This window comes from Viridibacterium curvum (assembly GCF_039544165.1).
Taxonomy (GTDB): Bacteria; Pseudomonadota; Gammaproteobacteria; order Burkholderiales; family Rhodocyclaceae; genus Viridibacterium; species Viridibacterium curvum.
Genome location: NZ_BAABLD010000011.1, coordinates 108,801 through 133,009, shown reverse-complemented (window position 1 = coordinate 133,009; position 24,209 = coordinate 108,801). Strand labels below are relative to the sequence as shown.

23 protein-coding genes are annotated in these 24,209 nt (G+C 61.9%); 11 read left to right on the top strand and 12 right to left on the bottom strand.

Going from position 1 to position 24,209, the window contains the following annotated elements; genetic code table 11:
* Positions 1-163 precede the first annotated feature (163 nt).
* Positions 164-1,783: a methyl-accepting chemotaxis protein gene (locus ABEA02_RS15130; RefSeq protein WP_345533929.1), complete on the top strand. Its 1,620-nt coding sequence runs from the start codon at positions 164-166 to the stop codon at positions 1,781-1,783.
* Positions 1,784-1,810: 27 nt separating this feature from the next.
* Here the strand turns inward: ABEA02_RS15130 and ABEA02_RS15125 are convergent, their stop codons facing one another.
* The 3 genes from ABEA02_RS15125 to ABEA02_RS15115 form a co-directional block, all read right to left on the bottom strand.
* Positions 1,811-2,260 carry a PilZ domain-containing protein gene (locus ABEA02_RS15125; protein WP_345533928.1) on the bottom strand — a complete coding sequence of 150 codons (450 nt, stop codon included), beginning with the start codon at positions 2,258-2,260 and terminating at the stop codon, positions 1,811-1,813.
* Positions 2,261-2,379: 119 nt separating this feature from the next.
* Positions 2,380-2,775, bottom strand: a complete 396-nt coding sequence (locus ABEA02_RS15120) for a YchJ family protein (RefSeq protein ID WP_345533927.1) — start codon at positions 2,773-2,775, stop codon at positions 2,380-2,382.
* Positions 2,772-3,818 carry a serine/threonine protein kinase gene (locus tag ABEA02_RS15115; RefSeq protein ID WP_345533926.1) on the bottom strand — a complete coding sequence of 349 codons (1,047 nt, stop codon included), beginning with the start codon at positions 3,816-3,818 and terminating at the stop codon, positions 2,772-2,774. Before ABEA02_RS15115 ends, ABEA02_RS15120 begins: the two co-directional genes overlap by 4 nt.
* Positions 3,819-3,902: 84 nt before the next feature.
* Between ABEA02_RS15115 and ABEA02_RS15110 the strand changes: the two genes are divergently transcribed.
* Together ABEA02_RS15110 and ABEA02_RS15105 are read left to right on the top strand one after the other, a co-directional pair.
* Positions 3,903-4,307 carry an NfeD family protein gene (locus tag ABEA02_RS15110; protein WP_345533925.1) on the top strand — a complete coding sequence of 135 codons (405 nt, stop codon included), beginning with the start codon at positions 3,903-3,905 and terminating at the stop codon, positions 4,305-4,307.
* Positions 4,308-4,379: 72 nt separating this feature from the next.
* Positions 4,380-5,300: an SPFH domain-containing protein gene (locus tag ABEA02_RS15105; RefSeq protein WP_345533924.1), complete on the top strand. Its 921-nt coding sequence runs from the start codon at positions 4,380-4,382 to the stop codon at positions 5,298-5,300.
* Between the two features lie 65 nt (positions 5,301-5,365).
* Here the strand turns inward: ABEA02_RS15105 and ABEA02_RS15100 are convergent, their stop codons facing one another.
* The 3 genes from ABEA02_RS15100 to ABEA02_RS15090 all read right to left on the bottom strand — a co-directional run bounded on the left by ABEA02_RS15100 (position 5,366) and on the right by ABEA02_RS15090 (position 9,207).
* Positions 5,366-6,988 carry a pectate lyase family protein gene (locus ABEA02_RS15100; RefSeq protein WP_345533923.1) on the bottom strand — a complete coding sequence of 541 codons (1,623 nt, stop codon included), beginning with the start codon at positions 6,986-6,988 and terminating at the stop codon, positions 5,366-5,368.
* 194 nt (positions 6,989-7,182) lie between these two features.
* Entirely contained in the window at positions 7,183-8,274 is a 1,092-nt protein-coding gene (locus ABEA02_RS15095) for a pectate lyase family protein (RefSeq protein WP_345533922.1), read from the bottom strand.
* Between the two features lie 144 nt (positions 8,275-8,418).
* Complete coding sequence (locus tag ABEA02_RS15090) at positions 8,419-9,207, bottom strand: SDR family NAD(P)-dependent oxidoreductase (RefSeq protein ID WP_345533921.1); 789 nt, start codon at positions 9,205-9,207, stop codon at positions 8,419-8,421.
* Between the two features lie 181 nt (positions 9,208-9,388).
* On the opposite strand from ABEA02_RS15090, the gene edd reads away from it, so the two are divergent.
* Complete coding sequence (gene edd / locus ABEA02_RS15085) at positions 9,389-11,209, top strand: phosphogluconate dehydratase (RefSeq protein ID WP_345533920.1); 1,821 nt, start codon at positions 9,389-9,391, stop codon at positions 11,207-11,209.
* Here the strand turns inward: edd and ABEA02_RS15080 are convergent.
* The 5 genes from ABEA02_RS15080 to ABEA02_RS15060 form a co-directional block, all read right to left on the bottom strand.
* Positions 11,193-12,035: a hypothetical protein gene (locus tag ABEA02_RS15080; RefSeq protein ID WP_345533919.1), complete on the bottom strand. Its 843-nt coding sequence runs from the start codon at positions 12,033-12,035 to the stop codon at positions 11,193-11,195. The genes edd and ABEA02_RS15080 overlap by 17 nt on opposite strands.
* The gene (locus ABEA02_RS15075) at positions 12,032-13,129 is read right to left on the bottom strand and encodes a hypothetical protein (protein WP_345533918.1); all 1,098 of its coding nucleotides are present in this window, start codon (positions 13,127-13,129) and stop codon (positions 12,032-12,034) included. The genes ABEA02_RS15080 and ABEA02_RS15075 overlap by 4 nt, the downstream gene beginning before the upstream one ends.
* Positions 13,130-13,138: 9 nt before the next feature.
* Positions 13,139-14,689 (bottom strand): glycosyltransferase family protein, encoded by a 1,551-nt coding sequence (locus tag ABEA02_RS15070; RefSeq protein WP_345533917.1) that lies wholly within the window; start codon positions 14,687-14,689, stop codon positions 13,139-13,141.
* A 130-nt stretch (positions 14,690-14,819) separates the two neighbouring features.
* The gene (gene panC / locus ABEA02_RS15065; protein ID WP_345533916.1) at positions 14,820-15,647 is read right to left on the bottom strand and encodes a pantoate--beta-alanine ligase; all 828 of its coding nucleotides are present in this window, start codon (positions 15,645-15,647) and stop codon (positions 14,820-14,822) included.
* A 68-nt stretch (positions 15,648-15,715) separates the two neighbouring features.
* The gene (locus ABEA02_RS15060) at positions 15,716-16,495 is read right to left on the bottom strand and encodes an outer membrane protein assembly factor BamD (protein WP_345533915.1); all 780 of its coding nucleotides are present in this window, start codon (positions 16,493-16,495) and stop codon (positions 15,716-15,718) included.
* Between the two features lie 91 nt (positions 16,496-16,586).
* On the opposite strand from ABEA02_RS15060, the gene ABEA02_RS15055 reads away from it, so the two are divergent.
* Both ABEA02_RS15055 and pgeF read left to right on the top strand, forming a co-directional pair.
* A complete protein-coding gene (locus ABEA02_RS15055) occupies positions 16,587-17,465 on the top strand; it encodes an RluA family pseudouridine synthase (RefSeq protein ID WP_345533914.1) in 879 nt (292 codons plus the stop codon).
* Complete coding sequence (gene pgeF / locus ABEA02_RS15050; protein ID WP_345533913.1) at positions 17,402-18,208, top strand: peptidoglycan editing factor PgeF; 807 nt, start codon at positions 17,402-17,404, stop codon at positions 18,206-18,208. Before ABEA02_RS15055 ends, pgeF begins: the two co-directional genes overlap by 64 nt.
* On the opposite strand, the gene ABEA02_RS15045 is transcribed toward pgeF, so the two are convergent.
* Positions 18,187-18,396 (bottom strand): hypothetical protein, encoded by a 210-nt coding sequence (locus ABEA02_RS15045; RefSeq protein WP_345533912.1) that lies wholly within the window; start codon positions 18,394-18,396, stop codon positions 18,187-18,189. The two genes, pgeF and ABEA02_RS15045, sit on opposite strands and share 22 nt — an antisense overlap.
* A gap of 133 nt (positions 18,397-18,529) precedes the next feature.
* Here ABEA02_RS15045 and phaC point away from each other — a divergent pair, with 133 nt between their 5' ends.
* The 5 genes from phaC to rimO all read left to right on the top strand — a co-directional run bounded on the left by phaC (position 18,530) and on the right by rimO (position 24,206).
* Positions 18,530-20,278 carry a class I poly(R)-hydroxyalkanoic acid synthase gene (phaC, locus tag ABEA02_RS15040; protein ID WP_345533911.1) on the top strand — a complete coding sequence of 583 codons (1,749 nt, stop codon included), beginning with the start codon at positions 18,530-18,532 and terminating at the stop codon, positions 20,276-20,278.
* Positions 20,279-20,355: 77 nt separating this feature from the next.
* Positions 20,356-21,096: an acetoacetyl-CoA reductase gene (gene phbB, locus ABEA02_RS15035; protein ID WP_345533910.1), complete on the top strand. Its 741-nt coding sequence runs from the start codon at positions 20,356-20,358 to the stop codon at positions 21,094-21,096.
* Between the two features lie 87 nt (positions 21,097-21,183).
* Positions 21,184-21,924 carry a beta-ketoacyl-ACP reductase gene (gene phbB / locus ABEA02_RS15030; protein WP_345533909.1) on the top strand — a complete coding sequence of 247 codons (741 nt, stop codon included), beginning with the start codon at positions 21,184-21,186 and terminating at the stop codon, positions 21,922-21,924.
* Between the two features lie 229 nt (positions 21,925-22,153).
* A complete protein-coding gene (gene phaR / locus ABEA02_RS15025; RefSeq protein WP_345533908.1) occupies positions 22,154-22,708 on the top strand; it encodes a polyhydroxyalkanoate synthesis repressor PhaR in 555 nt (184 codons plus the stop codon).
* Between the two features lie 139 nt (positions 22,709-22,847).
* Positions 22,848-24,206 (top strand): 30S ribosomal protein S12 methylthiotransferase RimO, encoded by a 1,359-nt coding sequence (rimO, locus tag ABEA02_RS15020; RefSeq protein WP_345533907.1) that lies wholly within the window; start codon positions 22,848-22,850, stop codon positions 24,204-24,206.
* Positions 24,207-24,209: the final 3 nt, after the last annotated feature.

Genomic DNA, 24,209 nt, shown 5'->3' with positions numbered 1-24,209 from the left:
GGGGGGAGCTGCGAGGCAGCGAGGATAGCACCGGGCAGGTCCCGCACAGACAGCCCGAGGCACTGGCGGTTCCGGACGTGGGCGATATCGGTCGGCTATAGCTAAGGGTATCGGCATCCTGGCCGTTAAGTGCAGTTGAACCCTTATGGAGGAGGATCGCTCCATGCCTACCCGTTCCAGCCTCTCGCTGCGCAGCCTGTTGCTGACGATTGCCATATGTGCCCTGAGCGGCATTCTCGTCCTTGCGGTGCTTGCGCAGATCAACATTTCGCGCCTGCTGGACGCCAACGACAAGCTGCTCGATACCGGCCGAATCACGCAGCAACAGGCGGACGTCGACATGAACCACGACGCCGTACGTGCCGATGTGCTGGCCGTTCTCCTCTTTGTCAAGCAAGGCAATCCGGAAGGCGTTGCTGCGGCTCGCAAGGATCTGGACGAGCACGCGGGCGACCTCGAAAAACTGTTCAACGACAACCTTGAACGCCTGCCTCCCGAAGCACGCAAGCTCGCCAATGACACCAAGCCAACCTTGCAGCGCTACTTCGAGGCCGCACGCCGCATCGTGGCCAATCCGGACAAAGACAGCGCGGCGGAGCTGGAGCGCTTCCAGAATGACTTTGAAGCGCTGGAGATCAGACTCGGCGATCTGACGAAGGCCATTGAGGCCTATGCGGCCAGCGAGAGTCAGGCCAATGCATCGGCCGTCAGCCAGGCACGCTTCGTGATCTGGCTGGGAGCGGTCGTCGCGCTGGGCATCCTCAGCCTGGTGGCTTGGCGCGTCTATCAGACCAGTGTGCCGCCGTTGCAGCGTATGGCTGCGGATACGACGCGTATCGCGCGTGACGGCAATCTTTCCATCACGCTTGGCGAGGTGGGCTGCGAGGAAGTGCAGCAGGTAGCTAACGCCTTCAACCAGCTTATCGTGCGGCAGCGCGCTGTCGTGTCGCAGTCGCACAGTACGGCAGGCACCATCTACAAGCACATGCAGGAGCTCGGTGCGCTTTCCGGTCGTGTCCGCACGAACGCTGGCGCACAGAGCAGCCTGATGCAACGTGCGATGGCCGGCTTTGAAGAATCCGCCGAGAGCATCAACGTGATCGCTGAAAACGCTTCGGAGGCGGCCAGCGCCGCCGAGCAGGCCGGCAAGATCTCGCAGATTGGCGCGCAGGACGTGACGAACAGCACCCGCGAGTTCGACAGCCTCGCACATACGGTCAAAGAGATCGCCGCAATCATCACCTCGCTGGCCCATGAGGCGAACGAGATCTCCGGCGTTGCCTCGGCGATTCGTGACATTGCCGACCAGACCAACCTGCTGGCGCTCAACGCTGCCATCGAAGCGGCGCGTGCGGGCGAGCAGGGCCGTGGCTTCGCCGTGGTGGCTGACGAAGTACGCAAGCTTGCCGAGCGCACCAGCAACTCGACGGATCAGATTTTCTCTCGCATCGAGCAAATACGTGCTGCAAGCGAAAACGCCGTTCGTGGTGTCGAGAACGGTGTCAGTTCGGTCACGGCAGGGATAGAGCGTGCTTCCAGCTCGGCGCGCTCAGTGGCTGAGATCCCCGTGGCGGCAGCCAACGTGGTTGCCGGCATGCACGGTATTCGCGATGCACTTGCGGCTCAGCGCAGTACGCAGAACGAGGTTGCGCGCATCATCGAGCAAGTCAGCCGGGATGTGCATGAGGCCAGCCATGATGCGGAGTCGCTTGACCGACTGATCGAACAGACCCGCTCGGCCATGAATGCACTGAACGAGACCGTGCATCAGTTCAAGGTCTGAGCGCGGGGCCCGCACGCTGAGGCGGCGCTAGTCGTATTTGAATTCCGACACGGACGGAAAATTTGCGGCGTGCTGGTCTATCCACTCCAGAGCAGCCGTGCGTCCGTCGATCACCCGCCCCTCGCAACGCAGGGCATCTTGCCGGTACTGCTCGATGTGGCAGACCTGCTCCACCATGCGCGCCGCAAATGCGTCGTCGGCATTCGTGAACTGGATGCCGACTTCATGATGCGTGCCGCAGCGCTTGCACCAGGCAACACGTCCCTCGGCGGTGAAGGGGGGCGTGACGAGTTCAATGCTGACTTCGACCGGCGTGCCGACCTCCAGTGCCTTGTCCGAGCGACAAGCCAGGCCGCCCATGCCGACATCCTTGAGGCGACGGGGGGCGGCTTCAAGAATGGGTTGGGCACGGATCTCGATCGGGATGTCCGCAGGGTGACGCAGGTAGGCCCGCGGCAAGGCGCTGCTTGAACCCATGGGTATGCCTCGGTTGGGACGATTTTTCAGTATGGTCTGCGGATGGTGCACTGCAATGAGGGTGTTCCCGGAGGGGACTTCAGCCCGCGCGGCCCAGCCGTCCGAAGCAGCTTTCCGACTCAGCTGCCCGTATCCCCGTCGACGTAGAGCCAGCGCCCATCCTGCCTCACGAATCGGCTGAGCTCGCTGAGCCGATGGGCGCGGCCATTGATGCGATATCGGGCGACGAAGGCAACGGTTGCACGGCTGTCATCCTGCCGCGCATGTGAGAGCACCTGAAGACCGATCCACTGGCAGGCGTCTTCATCAAGATCCAGCGACGCAGGCCGGGTGTCCGGATGCCAGGTAGCCATGAGATAGGGCGACAGCCGCAGCACGTAAGCGCTGTAACGCGAGCGCATCAGGGCCTCGGCGCTCGGCGCTGCGTCGCCGGCGTGATAGCGGCCGCAGCAGTCTGCATAGCTCACGCTGCCACAGGGGCAAGGCAATGGTTTCGCTGCCTTGCTGGTTTTCATGCCGGATCCGCCGGCTGCAGCGGCTCTTCTTCCATTGCGGCAATCTGCTCCTTGAGTTCAAGGATGCGGTCTTGCCAGTAGCGTGCCGAGCCAAACCATGGAAACGCAATCGGAAAGGCAGGGTCGTGCCAGCGGCGGCCGATCCATGCCGCATAGTGGATGAGGCGCAAAGTGCGAAGCGCTTCGATGAGCCCCAGCTCACGCAGATCGAAATCGTGGAACTGGCGATAGCCGCGTAGTACGGCACCTAGCTGCAGTGACATCGCTTCGCGCTCGCCTGACAGCAGCAGCCACAGGTCCTGCACCGCAGGACCGCTGCAGCAGTCATCGAAGTCGACGAACCATGGGCCGTCATCAGCCCACAGGATATTGCCAGCGTGACAATCACCATGGATGCGCAGCGTGCGTAGCTCGCCGGCATCGGCAAAGCGAAGCCGCGCAACCTGCAAGGCACGTTCGGCGGTGATGCGCCAGGCTTCGCGCAACTCGGGCGGCACCAGATCCTGTGTGTTCAGCCATTGCAGCGGTTCATCGCCAAAGCGTGTGAGGCTTAGCGCTGGGCGTTCGCGAAAAGTCGAACGTGCGCCGACAGCATGAATGCGACCTATGAAGCGACCCATCCAGGTGAGCGCGTCGAGATCGCTGAGTTCAGGTGGACGGCCACGCAGGCGGGGATAGAGCGCAAAGCGGAAATCGCCCACGTGATGCAGGGTTTCGTCTCCGAAGGCCAGCGGCGCGGCAACCTGGATTTCTGCGTCAGCCAATTGGTGGGTAAAGCGGTGCTCTTCGCGTATCGCCGCATCACTCCAGCGCCCCGGGCGATAGAACTTGGCAATCAGCATCGGGGCTGTCGATCCGTCGTCTGCTTCGATGCCAACCTGGTAGACGCGGTTCTCGAAACTATTCAGCGCATGCAGACGCCCGTCGGTACGCAGGCCCAGACTATCGATCGCATCGAGCAGGGCTGACGGCGTCAGCGAGGCGAAGGGCTGTTCCGCCGAGGCGGTGTGATCCGTGCTGGCGGATTGATCATGTGCATCCATTTGCCCGAGTGTACCCCCGAGCGGTCACGGCGCTGGGATAATCTCCGCCACGCAGCCATTCCGGCTGCCCGAGAGGAGATGTGCATGACGCTTTTCTGGTTGGTGGTGGCGGTTGGCGCCATCGTGGCGGAAATGATGACGGGTACGCTGTACCTGCTGGTCATCGGCATTGCAGGTGCGGCTGGCGCGGCCCTGGCCTGGAACAGTTTCGATCTGAGCTGGCAATGCGTTGGTGCTGCGCTGGTTGGCGTGCTCGGTGCCCTGTTTGTTCGCCGTTTCAAACCGGAGCCGGCTGCGGCCATGCCGCAGAACCTGGGTGGCGGCAATGTCGAGGTGGCGCAGGTGATCGTGCCGGGCAAGCTGCGCGTGCGCTGGCGCGGCACGGAGTGGGATGCCAATGGCCCGACTTCGGCCATGGTGGGAGAAAAGCTTGAGGTGCTGGGCCGCCAGGGCAATGTGCTGGAAGTCGGCCTCTCACTGAAGAACTGACTGGCGCTACCTGACGCCATGGCCCGGAGCAGGGCCGGATTTCCAGGCTGACACAGACGGGAGTAACGACGTATGACGAATGTATCCTTCCTCGCCCTCGGTTTGCTGATCATCGCTTTCATCTTTGTGGTGCGCGCGGTCCGCATCGTGCCGCAGCAGACGGTGTTCATCATCGAACGCCTTGGCAAGTTCAACGAGCAACTGGATGCGGGACTGCATTTCCTCGTGCCTTTCATTGATCGCGTGGCCTACAAGCACTCGATCAAGGAAGTGCCGATGGATGTCGCACCGCAGACCTGTATCACCCGTGACAACACGCAGGTGCAGATCGACGGCATTCTGTATTACCAGGTGACGGATCCGCAGCTTGCTTCGTACGGCACCGCCAACTACGAGTTCGCCATCGAGCAACTGGCCAAGACCATGCTGCGTTCGGAGGCGGGCAAGCGTGAGCTGGACCGTCTGCTGGAGGCGCGTACCGAGATCAACCAGGCCGTGGTGTCGGCGCTCGATGAAGCGTCCGGCGCCTGGGGTGTGAAAGTGCTGCGTTACGAGGTCAAGGACATCACGCCGCCCGAAAGCATCCTTCATGCGATGGAACTGCAGATCAAGGCCGAGCGCGAGAAGCGTGCCTTGATTGCACGCTCGGAAGGTCAGCGCCAGGAGGCCATGAACAAGGCCGAGGGTGAGCAGAAGTCGGCCGTGATGATTTCGGACGGTGAGCGCCAGGCGGCCGTGAATCGCGCCGAGGGCGAGGCGCAAGCCATCAAGCTGGTGGCGGAAGCAACGGCCACTGCGATCCGTTCCATCGCAGCGGCCATCCAGACCGAGGGGGGTGAAAAGGCCATCCAGCTGAAGGTTGCCGAGCAGTACGTCTCATCTTTCGGAAACATCGCCAAGGCAGGCAATACCGTGGTCGTGCCGGCTGACATGGGCAACATGGCGGGCCTGATTACCGCAGCCATGGAGATAGTCGGGACCAAGAAAGCCTGATCGCTTTGCTTGCAAAAACAAACGGCGCCCGCGGGCGCCGTTTGTTTTTACTGCTGCAGCCTGACTCAGTACACCTCGAACTCGGTGATCGAGGGCTGGCCCGAAGCGCCGGTGAAGTAGACACGGATGGCCGTGGTGCTGACCGGCGTGAAGCTGTAGCTCTTGGCGGCTCCGATGCTTGAGCCGCTGCCCAGCGTGACCCAGCTTGAACCGCTCAGGTACTCCACGCGGTGGCCAGTGACGCGCGACAGGTACTCACGCAGGGTGACGCTGCTCACCGTCCTGGCCGAGCTGAAGTTGATGCTCAGCCAGCTGCCGGGGCTGCTGTTGCTCGCTTCCCAGCGCGTCGCGACGTTGCCATCCTTGGCCATGGCGGCGGTGCGGCTGCTGCCCGATTGACCGGATGCCGTGGCGCTGCCGCTCAGGGCGAGGTTGGTGCCGGTTGGTGTCGAGCTGACGCTGGATGAGGACGAGCTGCTCGGCGCGCTGCTGGATATCGAGCTGCTGCTCGATGACGACACGGCGCTGGAGCTACTGGACGAAGCGACGCTGCTGGACGATGACGAGGTGGCACTGCTGGAAGACGAAGACGTGCCGCAGCTACCCACCACGTCGGCAGCTTCCTTCAGGCCTTTGCCGGCACCCGCCGCAGCCAGCGTGATGCACTTGACCTTCAGCGCCGGTTGCACGGTGTAGGTATAGGGCAGGGCGATGGGGAAGGGCTTGGTTGTTGTCCAGTCGTCCGCGTTCTTCTTGGTGTCGCTGTCTACCGTCCAGGTAATGCCATAGGCGCCGAAGTCCGAGGGGCTCAGGATGTTGTTGTTACGCAGATCCCAGTAGCCGATGACGCTGCTGTAGCGCGCCACCACAGGATTGACCGAGTTCTCGAAGTAATTGCCCTCGATCAGGTTGTTGCTGTTGACGCGCGCATTGATGCCGCTGCCCAGGATCTGGTTGTAGTAGTTGTTGTACAGGTGATAGAGCCCGCCACGGTTGAAGGGGCCGCGCTCCTGGATGTTCTCGATGCGGTTGTAGGCCCAGGTGACGCGGCGAACGGTGGAGACGTCGCTGTCGCTGGAGCCACCCAGCGAGACCTTCGCGTGGTCGTGAATGTAGTTGTAAGAGACGGTGATGTTGGTGGCGCCGGACTTGATGTCGATGAGGCCGTCGAACGTCGTGTCGTCGCCTGGCGTACCGGCGCATTTGTAGTTGCGGCTGTAGAGCTCGTTATGGTCGATCCAGATGTTGTTGGCCGTGCCTTCGATGCCGATGGCGTCACCATCGCTGGCGCCGCCGGGCAGCAGTCCGATGGTCATGTTGCGCACGATGATGTTGCTCGACGAACCCTTGATGCGGATGCCGAAGTTGGCCGACGACCCGTTGGCGCCAAGGATGGTGATGTTGCTCTTGCCGCTGATCGACACTTCCTGCTTGGCCTTGCTCCATTGACCGCAGATGTTGGCGAGGATCGGAGCGGGGTCGAACGTGCCGGTGTACTGGATGACGAGGCCGCCAGTGCCGGAGTAGCTGTCAATGGCGCTCTGGATGGCAGACAGGCTGCTGGCAACGACGGGAGTGGCGTTGCCGCCGCCGGTCGCGGTGGCAAAGCCGGGAACGGCTGCGTGAACGAGACTGCTTGCGGCAAGCGCAGCGAATACCGCTGCATGTTTGAGATGCATCGACTTCATGGGTTGTCTCCTGAATCTATGGGTTTTGTTGCGCCGCGGTGACGGCGCATTGGCATGCCGGGGTCTGCGCCCCTTGGGCAAGCTGATGTAGTGTGGGATAGAACAGCCGGATTGACAATCTCGCAGTGCAGCGAGCAGGTGATGTCCGCGCCAGCCCTTGATGAGCGAGGCAATGCGACAGTGTCAGGCCGGGCTTAGCGTGCGGTTTTGCAGCCTGGCAGGGCGGCATCCACCTCAGCCAACTGCTTGCCCGGACCCGCCGTCGCCATGGCCAGACATTTCACCAGGGCTGAAGGTTGCGCTGTGTAGGCATAGGGCAGGGGCTGCGGGAACTGGATGGTGCTGGCCCAGTCGGTGGCGTCGCGGCTGGGGCCGCTGCGCACAGGACTCCAGGTGATGTTGAATCGCTCGAAGTCGGCGGGTGAGGCGATGTTGTTGTCGCGCAGCTCCCAGTCGCCGGTTTTCGGGCTCAGGCGCGAGGTAACGGGATTACGGGCGTTCTCGAACCAGTTGCCTTCGATGAGGGCCTGGCCCCCCATGCGCACATTGATGCCGTGCTCGGCGATACCGTCGTAGTAGTTGTTGTAGATGTGGGCGAAACCGCCACGTTGCAGGGGCAGGCGCTGGCCGACGTTGCGGTACCAGTTGTGGGCGTAGGTGATGTGGCGGTCTGGGGTATCGCGATCACTGGAACCATTGAGGCCGACCTTGTCGTGGTCGTGGATGTAGTTGTAAGAGATGGTGATGTTGTCGACGTTGTCGCGGATGTCGAGCAAGCCGTCGAAGGTCGTGTCGTCGCCCGGCGTATCGGGACAATGGATGCGCTGGCTGTAGAGCTCGTTGTGATCGATCCAGATGTGGTTCGCGCGCCCCTCGATGCCGATGGCGTCGCCGTTGTTCGCGCCTCCCGGCACAAGGCCGATGCTCATGTTGCGCACGATGATGTTGCTGGCGAAGCCTTTGATGCGGATGCCGAAATTGGCGGTGGAGCCGTCTGCACCGAGGATGGTGATGTCTCGCTTGTCGTGGATGACCAGTTCAATGGTGGGTTTGCGCCATTGCCTGCAGACGTCGGCCAGAATGGGGGCTGCATCGAACTTGCCGGTGTAGAGCAGCACCAGCCCGCCGGCGCCGGCGTACTCGTTGATCGCGTCCTGCATTTCGTACTTGTCACGGACCACGATCGGCTTGGCATTTCCGCCACCGGTGGCTTGTGCGTAACCGCCGACAGCGGCACTGGCGTTTGCGGCGAGCAAGAGCAGGAATAGGGGGGCGAGGCGTTGCATGTTTGGTATCCGGAAAATTTTGTCAGGGCTTGAGCCGGGGCGGCGGAGTCTGCGGGGCAGATTTTCCGTACCAGGAAGCGATGCCGTGATTCCGTGCGGGCCGAGAGCCCGCTACGGCGGCGGAAGGCACCATTCAGGCGGCGATCAGGGCATGAACTGCCCGCCATTCACATCGAGAATCTGTCCCGTGATGTAGCCGCTGCAGGCATGCGAGGCAAAGAACAGGAAGGCGGGGGCCATTTCTTCGGCTTTGCCGAAGCGTCCCATGGGAATGCCGGCGCTGATGCGCTGGCGCACTTCTTCGGTTTTGTCAGCGTGGAACGCCGTATCGACCGTGCCCGGCGAGACGATGTTGAAGCGGATGCCGTCGTCGGTGTGGTAATCGACCCAGTTTTTGTGGATGTTATGCAGCCAGGCCTTGGCAGCGCCATAGAGCGAGGCGCCCGGGCCGCCGCCGGTGTGGCCGGCAATCGAGCCGACCGAAATGACAGCACTGCTCTGCCCTGACGCTTTTGCCGACGCGCTCAGATGAGGCAGTGCGGCGCGCGTGGTCATCAGCACCGAGCGCATGTTCAGATCGTGCACCGCGTCGAAGAACGCGTCGTCAATGTCGGGCAGCGGCTTGCGGGCAACGAGGCCGCCGGCGTTGTTGATGAGCACATCAATGCCGCCGAAGCGCGCAACGAAGTCGGCAACCAGCTTGTCGCAAGCGGCCGAATCTGACAGGTCCGCCGCGAAGAATGCTGCATCACCGCCATTGGCGCGCAGGCCTGTGAGCAAGCCATCAAGTTCTTCCGGCGCGCGGCGGCCATTCAGGCCGACCTTGGCGCCTTGCGCGGCAAAAGCTTTGGCTGCTGCCAGTCCGATGCCCATGGTGGAGCCGGTAATGAGGACGCGCTTGTTCTTGAGATCGGAGAAATGGGCGGATTGCATGGTGTCGAGGCCTGTGAGTGAATCCGTCAGATGTGGACGGACAGGTGCGGCAATTTACCACCAGCCGTGCGGCTGTCGAATCAGGGAGTGCTGCCATGCAACAGGTTCGCGCACAAGGCGTAAGCTATGGCACAGCCTTCGCTTCCGTTGATGATTGCCACCTTTACCGTCGAGGTTCTAAATGCCTGTCCATGCCAAGCTAGCCGCAGCCACCCAAGCCATCATTGACCGCAGCCGTGAGCGGCGTGCGCGCTATCTGGCACGGCTGGACGCTGCGATTCCCGGCTCGCCCTATCGTGGTCAGCTCGGCTGCACGAATCTGGCGCACGGCTTCGCTGCCAGCCCGGCCGAGGACAAGTTCCGAATCAAGACGGTGAAGGCGCCGAACATCGGTATCGTTACGGCGTACAACGACATGTTGTCTGCGCATCAACCGTTCGAGACCTACCCCGAAATCATCAAGAAGGCTGCGCGTGAAGTTGGCGCCACGGCGCAGGTCGCTGGCGGCGTACCGGCGATGTGCGACGGCATCACGCAGGGCCAACCGGGCATGGAGTTGTCGCTGTTCTCGCGCGACGTGATCGCCATGAGCACGGCCATCGGCATGTCGCACAACATGTTCGATGCAGGGCTCTGTCTCGGCGTGTGCGACAAGATTGTGCCGGGGCTGGTCATCGGTGCGCTGCGCTTCGGTCACGTCCCCTTCATCTTTGTGCCCGCTGGCCCCATGCCGACCGGTATCTCCAACGACCAGAAAGCCAAGGTGCGCCAGCAGTACGCGGCGGGCGAAGTGGGGCAGGACGCACTGCTGGAGAGCGAAGCCGCCTCATACCATGCGCCCGGCACCTGCACCTTCTATGGCACGGCCAACAGCAACCAGATGCTCATGGAGATCATGGGCCTGCACCTGCCGGGGGCTGCTTTCGTGTCGCCCGGCACACCGCTGCGTGAAGCGCTGACGCGTGCCGCCGCCCAGCGCGTCGTCGACATCACGGTCGGCAAGCCAGACTTCGCGCCAATCGGCCGCGTTGTCGATGAACGCGCCATCGTCAACGGCATTGTCGGCCTGCTCGCCACGGGCGGCTCGACCAATCACACCCTGCACCTTGTCGCCATGGCGCGTGCGGCAGGCATCCTCATCGACTGGGGTGACTTCGAGGCGCTCTCGCATGTCGTGCCGCTGCTCGCCAAGGTCTATCCGAACGGTAAGGCCGACGTGAATCAGTTCCATGCCGCAGGTGGCATGGCCTATCTGATCGGCGAACTGCTCGATGCGGGTCTTCTGCACGAAGACGTGCTGACCGTCGTGGGTCAGGGCCTGCGTCCCTACGCTACGGCCCCGGCCCTCGAAGGTACGGCGCTGCACTGGGCGCCGGTCAAGACCAGCAGTGACGAGTCGGTGCTGTCGTCGGCCAGCAAGCCGTTCAGTGCCGATGGCGGCCTGCGCCTCTTGCAGGGCAACCTCGGCCGCGCGGTCATCAAGGTGTCGGCCGTCAAGCCGGAGCACCGTTACGTCAAGGCGCCGGCAAAGGTTTTCGAGAGCCAGGATGACTTCCTCAAGGCCGCCAAGGCGAAGCAGCTCGAATGCGACTTCATCGCTGTGCTGCGCTTCCAGGGCCCCAAGGCCATCGGAATGCCCGAGCTGCACCAACTCACGCCGACGCTGGCCAATTTGCAGGACAAAGGCTTCAAGGTGGCGCTGGTGACTGACGGCCGCATGTCCGGCGCGTCGGGCAAGGTGCCGGCAGCGATACACGTCAGCCCCGAAGCCGCTGCGGGTGGTGCTTTGGCGCGCGTGCGGGATGGCGACATCATCGAACTGGATGCCGAGACCGGTGCGCTGCGTATCGAGGTAGATGCTGCCGAGTTCGCCGCTCGGACACCGGCGACGTTCGCCATCGCAGCACCACAGTTCGGCATGGGGCGCGAATTGTTCGGCAGCTTGCGTGCGGTGGTCAGCACGGCCGAGGAAGGCGCGTCGATCCTTACTTTGGAGGACTGACCTGCAGGTCGGGCCGCGTCGCCAGTCTGCCACGCTCGTCTAGCTGCAGCAGGGGCCAGGTCATGCACCAGGCGTAAAGCGCGGCCATCAACAGCACGTCCAGCATCGGGCCTGTTGCGACGAACAGCAAGGGAATGACGGCGGGGGTCAGCGCCTGGATCAGCACGGCGGACAACAGCACCTTGAGCGGCAGGGCCACAATCTGCCAGCCGATAAACAGGGCCGTGGCCAACACGCGATTCACCCAGCTGCGCTCGACAACGTAGAAGCCGAGAGTCAGCATGATCGGGCTTAATGCCAGCCACAGCAGGTTCGTGTCGGCCACCAGGCGAGTATGCGTCAGCATGTTGTGCGGAAAGGCATCGCCCTGCAGCCATGCCACGCCAGTGCCCAGCAGGTGCAGCGCGCAGACGGCAAACACTGCATGGCGAACCGGCACGCGCCGCAGGCGGCTGCCGGCGATCAGCAGGACGGCAATGCCCAGCACATGGAGCATGAGGTCAGAGCTGCTGACGGCCATCGGCTCATCGGCCAGGCCGAAGCGGGTCAGAACGACATTGCCGCCCATGTTGAGTGGTTCCTGCTGGAGCATGGCGGGCAGGTCGAGCAACCCGGCCCCCTGGATGACGATGTCGGCAAAAGCGAGGCTCAGCGGTGCCAGCGCCAGCCACACTACCAGGCTGACAAAGCAGCCCATCAGCACAGCGTGCAGGATGCGTGACGGCAGTGCCTGACTATTGGGACGTGGTTGTCGCCGGCGTGTAGAAAAGAGTCGGCTATTCGGCATGCGCGAGGAGCCGGGCAGGGGCGTTAGCGGCTTGCTCATGCCTGTTGCCCCCGGTTGGAATCGTTGACCACTTCGCCGCGGCGCTTGGCCTGAACGGCGCCGTGAATCACGACACCTTCATTGACGCGCAGATTGCGCGCACTGACCGAGCTGGGTTGTGCGAGGCTGCCGATTTCGCTTTGTGCGCCGATCTGCAATCCCCCTTCAACAATCAGCGGCCCCCCGATCTGGCAGCACTCACCGGTCTGCATGTCGCCATCGCAGATGACAGCCGAGCCGCAGCGGGCGTCGTGGTGCATGACGAAGTCCCCCATGACCCGCACATTTCCACGCAGGAAGGCACCGGTTCCCGCCAGCAGGTTGCCGCGCACGACGAGATGGGCGTTAACGCGGTGGCCGGGCGGAACGCTCATGTCGCCATTGATGATCCAGCGTCCATCGCCGGGCACAAAAGCGTTGGCGGGTGGTTGCATGAGAATGTATTGCACCGGGACGACAGGGGTGCGCGGCGTCTCGGTTTTGCCGAAACGGATGGTCGGCGCAAGAACTTGTTCGAAGCGTACGCGACGAGCCAGGGTGATTTCGTGCCCGGCGCTGCAGCAGCCACCCAGCACGGCACCTTCTGCCGCATCGACGCGCGACTCGGCATGCAGCCAGCGGCGCACGCGGGCGCGGGGGCCAATGGTGGCATCGCGGCCGGCAAGTGCTGTTTTCACGATGGCGTTGTGCGCGATGTTCAGGCGGTTACGCGCGAACATCAACCGGTCACAAAGCAGCTCGCCGGGCACATCGAGGTGACGTGCTGCGACGACCTGCATGCGTAGTCGCGTGACATTGGACGGCAGCTGGCCAGACAGATAATCCTTGGGGCCGAGCACAAGGAAAGGGATGCCATCTTCGCCCGCGCCGCGTACCACGCCGTCACGCTCCGCAACGGCCAGCAGCTCGGCGAAGGCAATCTGTGTGCTTTGCAAAGCATCAAGTGCGTCTTCGTTCCATTCGGTGTGCGCTTCGGTTGTACGCGGGGTTTCGCGACGCGGGAATTGCCATTGCCGCCATACGGGCCAAAGCGGGCACAACAATACGGCCAGCGCCAGCGGCACGAACAGCAGGGAGGCGAACGAGACGTGCATGGGCTGGCCTCAGTGCGTCGTAACCGACGGTGCGCCGAGTTCGGACGCTCGGGCCGTGGCGGTGGCTTTACCGGGGCGCAGCCGTGTCATGACACTGCGAATGGTCTGTCGCAAGGTGACTTGCAGGTCGTGCAGGAAAACCACCGGTGCGAATGCCGACAGAATGGCAGCAGGGTTGCGTCCCGTTGTCCGCAGCAATATGCCCAGTGCCAGCAGCGAGGCCGGGCGCGCTTCAACGCCGAAAGCACATGCCATGCAGGCTGCCAGACCGATGGCGGCGGAGAAGATGTCGCCCATGAAGAAGCGCAATAGAGAGGCAAGCAGCACAGCGATCCACAGCAGGGTCAGCATGGGACCGGGTTCCCCGGCAAAACGGCCATGGCGAAGCAGACCGAAAAGGCGCACGGCGGCGTTGCTCTCGATGCGGGCGCGGGCGCGGCGGCGCAACCATTTGGCACGGCTGTCCCAGTCCTGCATCGGCGCGCCGGCAGCGATCTGGGCTGGTTGCAGGCTGATACGCCACGCTGCGGCTTCGATATCGAGCAGTACGGACAGCGTGCCATTCGGCAGGGTCGGGTCGATGCTGGCTGACTGGACGCAGCCACGCCGGATGGCGACCAGACCTGTGCCGGGTGGGACGCTCTGTGGTGGGGGCAGGTCCAGCTGGGTGGTGGCACGACGTTGCAGCCGCCCCAGGCGCGCGGCGATGCCCTGGTCGCCTGGTGTGCCTGGCGGCAGATAGCCAAGCAGCGCTCCGAGGGTCGGATCGAGGAAAGCTTCGGCGGCTTGCTTGAGTGACTGGCTGTCGATGGGCTCTCCAGCCGGAATGGTCATCACGATGTCGCCGCGTCCGTGTTGCAGGCCCGCTGCGAAACACTGACGTACCGGCTCAAGTTGCGTGTCCAGGGGGCTGGCTATGACCTCACTGCGCATCTGTGGGCGAGCTGCCTTCAGCGTGGCGAGCGCGCTCTCCGACGCCATGTCGATCAGCGCCACGACCAGCAAGCGTTCTGGCGGGTAGTCGAGGTCGCGAATGCGCCACAGAGTCTGCTCCAGTGACTCGGCGTCGTTGGCACTGAAGCTCAGGCAAATGCTCGGCCAGCTGGCATAGGGCAGGCGCGCGCGCGGGGGCGCGGGCTGCCAGAGGATCTGCAGCATCACGCGCATGCTGTCGCGCGCGGCAATGCCTATCAGCAACAGCAGGGCGAACCAGAAAGTGAAGGTCCATAGCCCGCGCCCACTGGGTGCTGGCGGCGTTGCTGGCGCTGCCACAGGGTTGACCTTATCGGCCGGAGGGGCGTTGTCGACGGGTTGAGCGAGTTGGGCGCTCAACTGCAGTACGACCGGCGTGGCGTGTTCCGCCTGCGCGACAGGGGCCGATCCAGCGGCCGGAGCGTGAGCGTCCAGATGCGGGGCAATGGCCAGCGGCAGGTCCTCGCCCTGTGCGTGGGCGATAGACGTGATCAGGCCGCAGGCCAGCGCCAGTGCGCGCCAAAGCGGTGCCGCCCACACCTCCCGGTAGTCCAGTCTCATGCCCATGCCCGAGCTGTCGTACTGCACAGCGTCGCTCCTTTTTTCGATACCCGGTCGGCGCTTCTTCTGCCGGCTAGCATCTACCGGACTTTGGCACTTTCAGGATGCTCGCATTGCAACGGGTTCATTGCCCGCTGTCAGTGTAGTTCTGCACAGATCAGACAATTTCCAGATTGTCGATCAGTCGTGTTGTTTCGAGACGTGCTGCCGCCACGACGACAAGGTCATCCCCGACAGTCGGTGGCAAAAGATCCACCTGCCGGCGGACGCTGATGTAATCCGGTTGCCAGCCCTGTGCAGCAAGCACATCGCAGGCCATTTTCTCAAGCTTGGCAAAATCCTGCTCACCGGCCTTGATGGCGGTGGCGATACCCTGAAGCTGGGCATACAGGCGCGGCGCTTCGGCGCGCGCGGCCGGGGAAAGGTAGCCATTACGCGACGACAGTGCGAGGCCATCGTCGGCGCGCACGGTGTCACAGCCAACGACGTCGATGGGCATGTTGAGTTCGCGCACGAGGTGGCGGATCACCATCAGCTGCTGATAGTCCTTTTTTCCGAGCAAGACTACGTCTGGTTGCACGATATTGAACAGCTTGGTGACGACGGTCGCGACGCCCTGAAAGTGACCGGGACGCGAGGCGCCCTCAAGGATGCTGTCATGTGCGCGGGCAGGCTGCACGAAATACTGCTGCGGATTGGGGTAGAGCACCCTTTCATCCGGAGCGAACAGGTGATGGACTCCGGCGGCGCGCAGCTTGTCGCAGTCGGCCTCGAAGGTGCGCGGGTACTTGTCGAAGTCTTCGCGCGGCCCGAATTGCAGTCGATTGACGAAGATGCTGGCGACAACGCAATCACCATGGTCATGTGCCTGCTGCATGAGGCTGACGTGCCCGGCATGCAGGTTGCCCATGGTGGGGGCAAAGGCGACGCGGTCAGCGGTGCGCAGTGCTGCGCGCAGGGATGAGATGTCGTGATGGATCTGCATGCGGACCCCGTGGCGCGTAATGCGCCACAAATCAGCCAGTGAAAATAGGCAAGTGGAACGAGGGGGGCTCAGCTCGGCGCTTTGTACTCGCGAGACAGCCAGGCGCTTTGTGGGTAGTTGAGTCGCAGTACGCGCTCAGCATCGCGACGCAAGTCATCAAGCCCCATCTGCTTGTAGCTTGCCATCAGGATAGCCAGTGCCTCTTCAACGACTGGCGAGTCGGGGTGCGTAGTCATGACAGATTTGGCCCGGTTGGCTGCCGCCAGCACAGCGCCACGCCGGTAGTAGTAGCGGGCAACACTCAGATCACCCCGGGCCAGCGCGTTGGATATTTTTTCCATGCGTTCGCGTGACTCGGGAGCGTAAATACTGTCGGGGAAACGCGTGACCAAAGTCTTGAAGACTTCGAAGGCTTCGCGTGTAGCCGCTTGATCAAGGCCTGCGAGGTCACGCTCGAAGAACAGGGCGAAGAAACGGTCTTCCTCGATTTGTGTCGCTACACCCTTCAGATACAAGGCATAGTCCGCCGCTGCATGGTTGGGGTATTGCTTCAGGAAGCGGTCGCAGGCCGCCACGGTGGACGCATATTCCTGCATCCGGTAATAGGTGTAGGCGATCTCCAGCTGTGCTTGCTGGGCATGGCGGCCAAAGGGAAAGGTGGACTCCAGCTGCTCGAAGCCCTTGATCGCTTGTTCCCAGGAGCCCGCGGTCTGCAGTTCTTTGGCTTCATCAAACAGCTTTTGCGGCGTATCGCCCTTGAGGCGTTCATTCGTCGCGCAGGCGGTCAGGCCCAGCGTCAGGCAAAGGGCGAGGACAACCGGTACACTGCGAAGGGTGAAATTGAACATGCCGACACCACAGACTTTAGAGACCGCGGATTATAGCGGAAGCCCCCAGCCCCCGAACGTGAACTGCCTGCTGCCCCTGGAGTTGGGCGGGATGCGTTTCGACGCGGCTTTGGCCAGGATCCTCAGCGAGCATTCGCGCAGCCGTCTCCAGGAATGGATTCGAGAGGGGCGTGTGAGCCTCAATGGCGCCGTGATGACCGACACGCGCTATCGGGTGGTGGGTGGCGAAGCCCTGGAGGTGCGTCCCGCGCAAAGCGATACCGAACTGGCTGACGCGCCGGAAGACATCCCGCTCGACGTGGTGTTCGAGGACGAACACATCATCGTGGTCAATAAGCCGGCCGGGCTGGTCGTGCATCCGGGCAGCGGCAATCCTGCGGGCACCCTGCAGAACGCCTTGCTGGCGCACGACGAGCAACTGCGGGGCTTGCAGCGTGCCGGCATCGTTCATCGCCTGGACAAGGACACCTCGGGTCTCATGGTAGTGGCGCGCAGCCTGATTGCGCAGACTGATCTGGTGCGCCAGCTGCAGGCGCGTACAGTCAAACGCAACTATTCGGCCGTGGTGCTGGGTCGGCCCAAGCTATCGGGCTGGATCGAGGCGTCCATTGCCCGCCATCCGACCCAGCGTACGCGAATGGCGGTGGTCGAGGGGGGTAAGGAGGCGCGTACGCACTACCAGGTGGTCGAGCAGTTCGAAAAAACGGCCTTGATTGAATGTGCGCTGGATACCGGACGTACCCACCAGATTCGTGTTCATATGACCCACATCGGCCACCCTTTGGTCGGCGACCCGGTCTATGCCGCGAAGCGCGCCATGCCGCCGGGGGCAACAGGCTTTGAGCGACAGGCCTTGCACGCGTTCCGGCTGGGTCTCATTCATCCGGTCAGCCGGCAGTCCCTGCAATGGGAGATTCCGATGGCGGCAGACATGCAGGTGCTGATCGATACATTGCGGAGCCTTGGTTGAGTCTCGCCCTGATTGAGCCTGAGTGGCCTGCACCGGCGCGGGTCCGGGCCATTTCAACGATGCGCCTGGGCGGCGTCAGTGCGGCGCCGTGGTCTGCCTTGAATCTGGGGGGCAAGGTAGGAGACGATCCTGCTCACGTCGCGGAAAACCGTCGCCTGGTGATGGCGGTTCTGCCCTCGGAACCGGTCTGGCTTGACCAGGTGCATGGCACGGATGTCTGGCGCGCGGATTCGGATTCTCGCTGTGCGGATGCAGCTGTGACGCGCAGTACGGGGCGGGTGTGTACCGTCATGACCGCAGATTGTCTCCCCGTGCTGTTTGCGGATCGGGCGGGACAAGTGGTCGCAGCGGCTCACGCGGGGTGGCGCGGGCTCTGTGCCGGCGTGCTGGAACGTACATTGCAGGCGATGGCGGTTCCGCCTGAAGAGGTGATGGCCTGGTTGGGGCCTGCCATCGGGCCGGAACACTTCGAAGTCGGGCCGGAGGTGCGCGCAGCTTTCATGGACAAGGATGCGCAGGCCGCGGCGGCGTTCAGGCCGGGAAAGGGTGATCGCCTGATGGCCGATATCTTCGAGCTGGCCCGGCAACGTTTGCGTGCGGGCGGCCTCGCGGCAGCAAACATATATGGTGGCGGGATCTGTACGGTGACCGATGCGGCGCGCTTCTTCTCTTATCGCCGTGACGGCGTGACCGGCCGTATGGCCAGCCTGATCTGGCTGGATCAGTCTGGCGGCGGCGAGTGAGACGGGGTCTGGGCGTCCTCGGTGGGCTTCTCACGCGTTGAGGGCTTGCGCGCGAACAGATACCAGAGGATGCCAACCGGCACGACGCCCCAGCCTAGAAAGGCAAATATGCCAGCCACGACGGAGCCTGAGCCAACAGCCAGCATCAGGGCAACGTAGAGCCAGCCCAGCGCAATGATGGGAAACATAAGAATTACTGATTTGGTAGGGGCCGGATTGCTTGACGGGGTTTTGGTGCAGTGCAAAAATGTTTGCGCGTAGACGTTCTTGACAGACAACGCAGCCTGCTGCGTGAAGACAATACTTCAAACGGATTCGACAATGAATAACATGACCCCCGAGCAGTCCCGAGAAGCACTTGAAGGCATGATGCGCGCCGGCCAGGCCTTCATGCAGAACTTCTTCCAGCAGTTTTCTGGCGCACAGGGCGCCGCCGGCTCAATCTCCGCTGCACCCGTTGCACCGGTCGTCATGCCCGGCATGGACACTGAAAAGCTGGTCAGCTTGCAACGCGACCATCTTGAGCAGCACGCAAAACTGTGGGCTTCCGTTGCCGGTCGCAAGCCGGACGAAACGGCCGACCCTGTGGTGCCGGCGGTGGTCAAGGATCGCCGTTTTTCTGCGCCGGAGTGGTCTGCCAGTCCGTTCTATGACTACATCCGTCAGGCCTACGTCCTCAACTCGCAGTTCCTGTCTGCAGTGGCCGATGCGCTGCCGATCGCTGACAAACAGGCCAAGAGTCGCCTGCAGTTCATGACCAAGCAATACGTCGAAGCCTTGTCGCCAGCCAACTTCGCCGCAACCAATCCCGAATTCATCCAGCGTGCGCTCGATACCAAGGGTGAGAGCATCACGGCCGGGGTCATGAACATGATTTCCGACATGGAGAAGGGCCGTATCTCCATGACCGATGACAGCGCTTTTGAAGTGGGCGTCAATCTCGCCGTTACCAAGGGCTCGGTGATCTACGAAAACGACGTGATGCAGCTGATTCAGTACTCGCCGTTGTCCGAGAACGTCTGCGAGGTACCGCTGCTGATCGTGCCGCCGTGTATCAACAAGTATTACATTCTCGACCTGCAGGCCGAGAACTCCTACGTTCGCTACATCGTCGAGCAGGGCTTCACGGTGTTTCTCGTTTCCTGGCGCAACCCCAAGGCGGGTCAGTCGACCCTGGGTTGGGACAACTACGTTGGCGACGGCGTGCTGCAGGCCCTCGAAGTCGTCCGTGACATCGGCAAGGTCGATAAGCCGAACATCCTCGGCTTCTGCATTGGCGGCACTCTGGTCGCCAGTGCGCTGGCCGTGGCCTATGCGCGTGGCGAGGATCCGGTGAACAGCGTCACCTTCCTGACCACGCTGCTGGATTTCTCCGATACCGGTGAGATCCAGTGCCTCGTCGATGAAGGCTCGGTCGCAACCAAGGAAGCCACTATCGGCAAGAGCGGCCTCATGAACGGCCGCGAGCTGTCCAACGTGTTCTCCAGCCTGCGTCCCAACGACTTGATCTGGAACTACGTCGTCGACAACTACCTCAAGGGCAACAAGCCGCCGGCATTCGATCTTTTGTACTGGAACTCTGACAGTACCAACCTGCCCGGTCCGTTCGCCGCCTGGTATCTGCGTAACATGTACCTTGAGAACAATCTGCGCATCCCCGGCAAGCTTGAAATGCTCGGCCAGAAAGTCGATCTCGGCCGCATCAAGGCGCCCGCATATTTCATGGCCGCGCGCGAAGACCACATCGTGCCCTGGCAAACCTCCTACCTTGGCCGTCGTCTGCTCGGTGGCGAAACCACCTTCGTGCTGGGTGCATCGGGTCACATTGCGGGCGTCGTCAATCCTGCGGCCAAGAACAAACGCAGTTACTGGGTTAACAGTGCTGACGACGTGGCCTCGGAAGAATGGCTGGCGTCTGCTCAAGAGCAGAAGGGAAGCTGGTGGCCGAACTGGATCGAGTGGCTCAAGGCGCGCAGCGGTAAGCAGATTGGCGCGCGTTCGCGTCTGGGCAACCGTACTTACAAACAGATGGAAGCGGCCCCGGGCAGCTACGTCAAGGAAAAGCTCTGAACCCTCTGTCACGCGCCAGTAGCCCGGCCGGCGTATGACTCAATCAATTGATCGGGCACAAAAACTGGAGACAACGAATGGCACGTAATGCACTGGTAACCGGCGGCATGGGTGGTCTGGGCGAGGCAATCTGCATGAAGCTGGCGGCGCTGGGCTACAAGGTGGCCACCACCTACTCCCCGGGCAACACCACTGCGGACGAGTGGCTGACGAAGATGCATCACCTCGGTTATGGCTTCAAGGGCTACAAGTGTGACGTCACTGACTTCGATTCGGCACATGCCTGTATCGAGCAGCTGGTTGCGGAAATGGGACCTGTCGATGTGCTGGTCAATAACGCCGGCATCACGCGTGACAAGACGTTCAAAAAGATGAACAAGGACGATTGGGACGCTGTGATCCACACCAACCTCGACTCCGTTTTCAACATGACCAAGCAGGTTATGGACGGCATGGTCGAACGTCGTTGGGGGCGCGTCATCAATGTCGCTTCGGTGAACGGTCAGAAGGGGGCTTTTGGTCAGACCAACTATTCGGCAGCCAAGGCAGGCATGCACGGCTTCACCAAGGCACTGGCGCTCGAAGTGGCCAAGCATGGCGTGACGGTAAACACCATTTCGCCGGGCTACATCGGTACAAAAATGGTGACTGCGATCCCGCAGGAGATCCTTGAGTCGAAGATCCTTCCGCAGATCCCCGTCAGCCGATTGGGCAAGCCCGAAGAGATAGCGGGTCTGGTGGCGTACCTCGCCTCGGAAGAAGCCGCCTTTCTGACCGGTGCGAACATCTCGATCAACGGGGGGCAGCACATGTACTGAGCGCGTCCTGCCACAAGCGAGACGCCAGCCCGGCCGCGCATTCCCCCAGGGCGGCCGGAAAATTGTTCCAGAAAGCGAGAGTGCAGCATGGCAAAAAAAGTAGCGTTGGTAACGGGTGGCATGGGTGGTCTGGGCACGGCAATCTGCAAGGCCCTGGCTAACGACGGTTGGACGGTGGTCGCCAACTGTCTGCCGGCATTTCCGCCCGCCGCCGAGTGGCTGGCCAAGACCAAGGCCGATGGTTTCGAGTTTCACATCGGCGAGGCTGACGTCACGGACTACGAGCAGTGCGGCGCGATGGTCAAGAAGATCGAGGCCGAGCTTGGCCCCATCGATTGCATCGTGAACAATGCCGGCATCACGCGCGACGGCATGTTCCGCAAGATGGAGAAGGGGCAATGGGATGCGGTGCTGGCAACCAACCTCGATTCCGTCTTCAACGTCACGCACCACATCCTGCCGGGCATGGCCGAGCGTGGCTTCGGTCGTGTCATCAACATTTCGTCGGTTAACGGCGTCAAAGGCCAGTTTGGCCAAGCCAACTATTCGGCCGCGAAGGCCGGCATTCTTGGCTTGACCAAAGCGCTGGCGCAGGAAGTGGCCAAGAAGGGCGTGACCGTCAATGCCATCGCTCCCGGCTACATCGGCACCGACATGGTCATGGCCATCAAGGAAGAAGTGCGTGAGCAGATCGTTGCGCAAGTGCCTGCCGGTCGTCTCGGCAAGCCCGAGGAAATCGGTGACCTGTGTGCCTATCTGGCCTCAGACAAGGCGGGATATATCACCGGTGCAACAATCAATATCAACGGTGGCCTGCACATGTGCTGATCGCTGCACTATGCTGCAGTGAGTGGTGCAACATTCACTGCAGCATGAGTGTGTTGCGAGGCGAGAAATAGTGCCGCATTGACGGACGTTTCACTTTGCGCGGAGCGGGTTTTCGCGCTGTTATACTCGCAGCAAAACCACAGAAGACGACGCAGCCCCGTGTTACGCTTGGTGGCACGCGCATCAAGGGGTGCAGATCGCAACAATCGGCAGGCCTCCGGAGGACGACATGGCGGAGCATCACTCGCGACTCATCAAGAAGTACCCGAACCGTCGGCTGTATGACACGGCTTCGAGCTGTTACATCACTCTCGCAGACGTACGCGATCTGGTGCTGGGGCAGGAAGAATTCCAGGTAATCGACGCCAAGAGCGGCGAAGATCTGACCCGCAGCATCCTGTTGCAGATCATTCTCGAAGAGGAGAGCGGTGGCGCACCGATGTTCTCCAGTGATGTGCTGTCGCAGATGATCCGTTTCTACGGCAACGCCATGCAGGGTTTCATGGGGCGTTACCTCGAAAACAACATCAATGCTTTCACCGACATGCAGTCCAAGCTGCAGGAGCAGACGAAGTCACTCTACGGTGAGAACAACCCGATGAGCAAGGATCTCTGGGCCCAGTTCCTGAACTTCCAGGGGCCGGCGCTCAACAGCATGATGACGGCCTACGTCGAGCAGAGCCGCCGCATGTTCTCGCAGATGCAGGAACAGATCGAGACCCAGACGCGCAGCATGTTCTCGACTTTTCCGTTCCCCGGTAGCAAGGGGCCTGGCGAGAAATAAGGGCTGGTTACGGTTGGCAGGACATTACGGCGCCTATTGGCGCCGTTTGTCTTGACGAGAGGATCTTGCTGGCCTGCTAAAATGCCAGCCATGGCGCTGCACGCTTGCAGCGCCTTTGTACTTTCAGAGAGTGGTTCAATTGAGCAAGATCGAGACTCCCCGCGTTGGCTTCGTTTCTCTGGGTTGCCCCAAGGCAGCATCCGACGCCGAAAATATCCTGACCCGCCTGCGTTCCGAAGGCTATGACATTTCGGCCAGCTATGAAGGCGCTGACCTCGTGGTCGTGAATACCTGTGGCTTCATCGATGCAGCAGTCGAGGAGTCACTCGACGCCATTGGTGAGGCGCTCAAGGAGAACGGTAAAGTCATCGTGACCGGCTGCCTGGGCGCAAAAAAAGACGCGGCAGGGCAGGGCATCGTGCAAAGCGTGCATCCCAAGGTGCTGGCTGTTACCGGGCCGCATGCGACCGAAGAGGTCATGGACGCGGTGCATTTCCACCTTCCCAAGCCGCACGATCCCTTCACGGATCTCGTCCCGCCGCAGGGCGTGCGACTGACGCCCGACCATTTCGCTTACCTGAAGATTTCTGAAGGCTGTAATCACCGTTGCACCTTCTGCATCATTCCATCCTTGCGCGGCGACCTCGTTTCGCGCCCAATCCACGATGTGATGCGCGAAGCCGAGTCGCTGGTCGATGCGGGTGTGAAGGAGTTGCTGGTCATCTCCCAGGACACGAGTGCCTATGGCGTCGACGTCAAATACCGCACGGGCTTCGTGAACGGCAAACCGGTCAAGACGAAACTCTACGATTTGTGCAATGCGTTGTCCGAGCTTGATGTCTGGGTTCGCCTGCACTACGTCTATCCCTATCCGAGTGTGGATGATGTGATTCCCTTGATGGCGGAGGGCAAGATCCTTCCGTACCTTGACGTGCCTTTCCAGCACGCCAGCCCGCGCATTCTCAAGCTGATGAAACGTCCCGCAAGCTCGGAAAACAATCTGGCGCGCATCAAACGTTGGCGTGAGATCTGCCCGGAACTGACAATTCGCAGTACCTTCATCGCCGGGTTTCCTGGCGAGACCGAAGACGAGTTCAACGAACTGCTCGACTTCCTGGGCGAGGCCCAGCTTGATCGCGTTGGTTGCTTTGCCTATTCGCCTGTCGAAGGCGCTACAGCCAACGCTTTGCCCGACGCGGTGCCGGACGAGGTGCGCGAAGATCGTAAGCATCGCCTCATGGAGTTTCAGGAAGACATCAGTACCCGTCGCCTCGAAGCCAAGATCGGCAAAGAGATTGTTGTGCTAGTGGACGATGTTGACGATGAAGGTGCTATTGCGCGCAGTGAGGGCGATGCCCCCGAGATTGACGGCCTCGTCATGATTCCGGACGGACAGGAAATGGAGGTCGGTGGTTTCTATCGCGTGCGTGTCACCGATTGCGATGTGCACGATCTTTACGCCGAACCGGTGTATGCCGACGAAGCACCGCAGGCTTGAGGT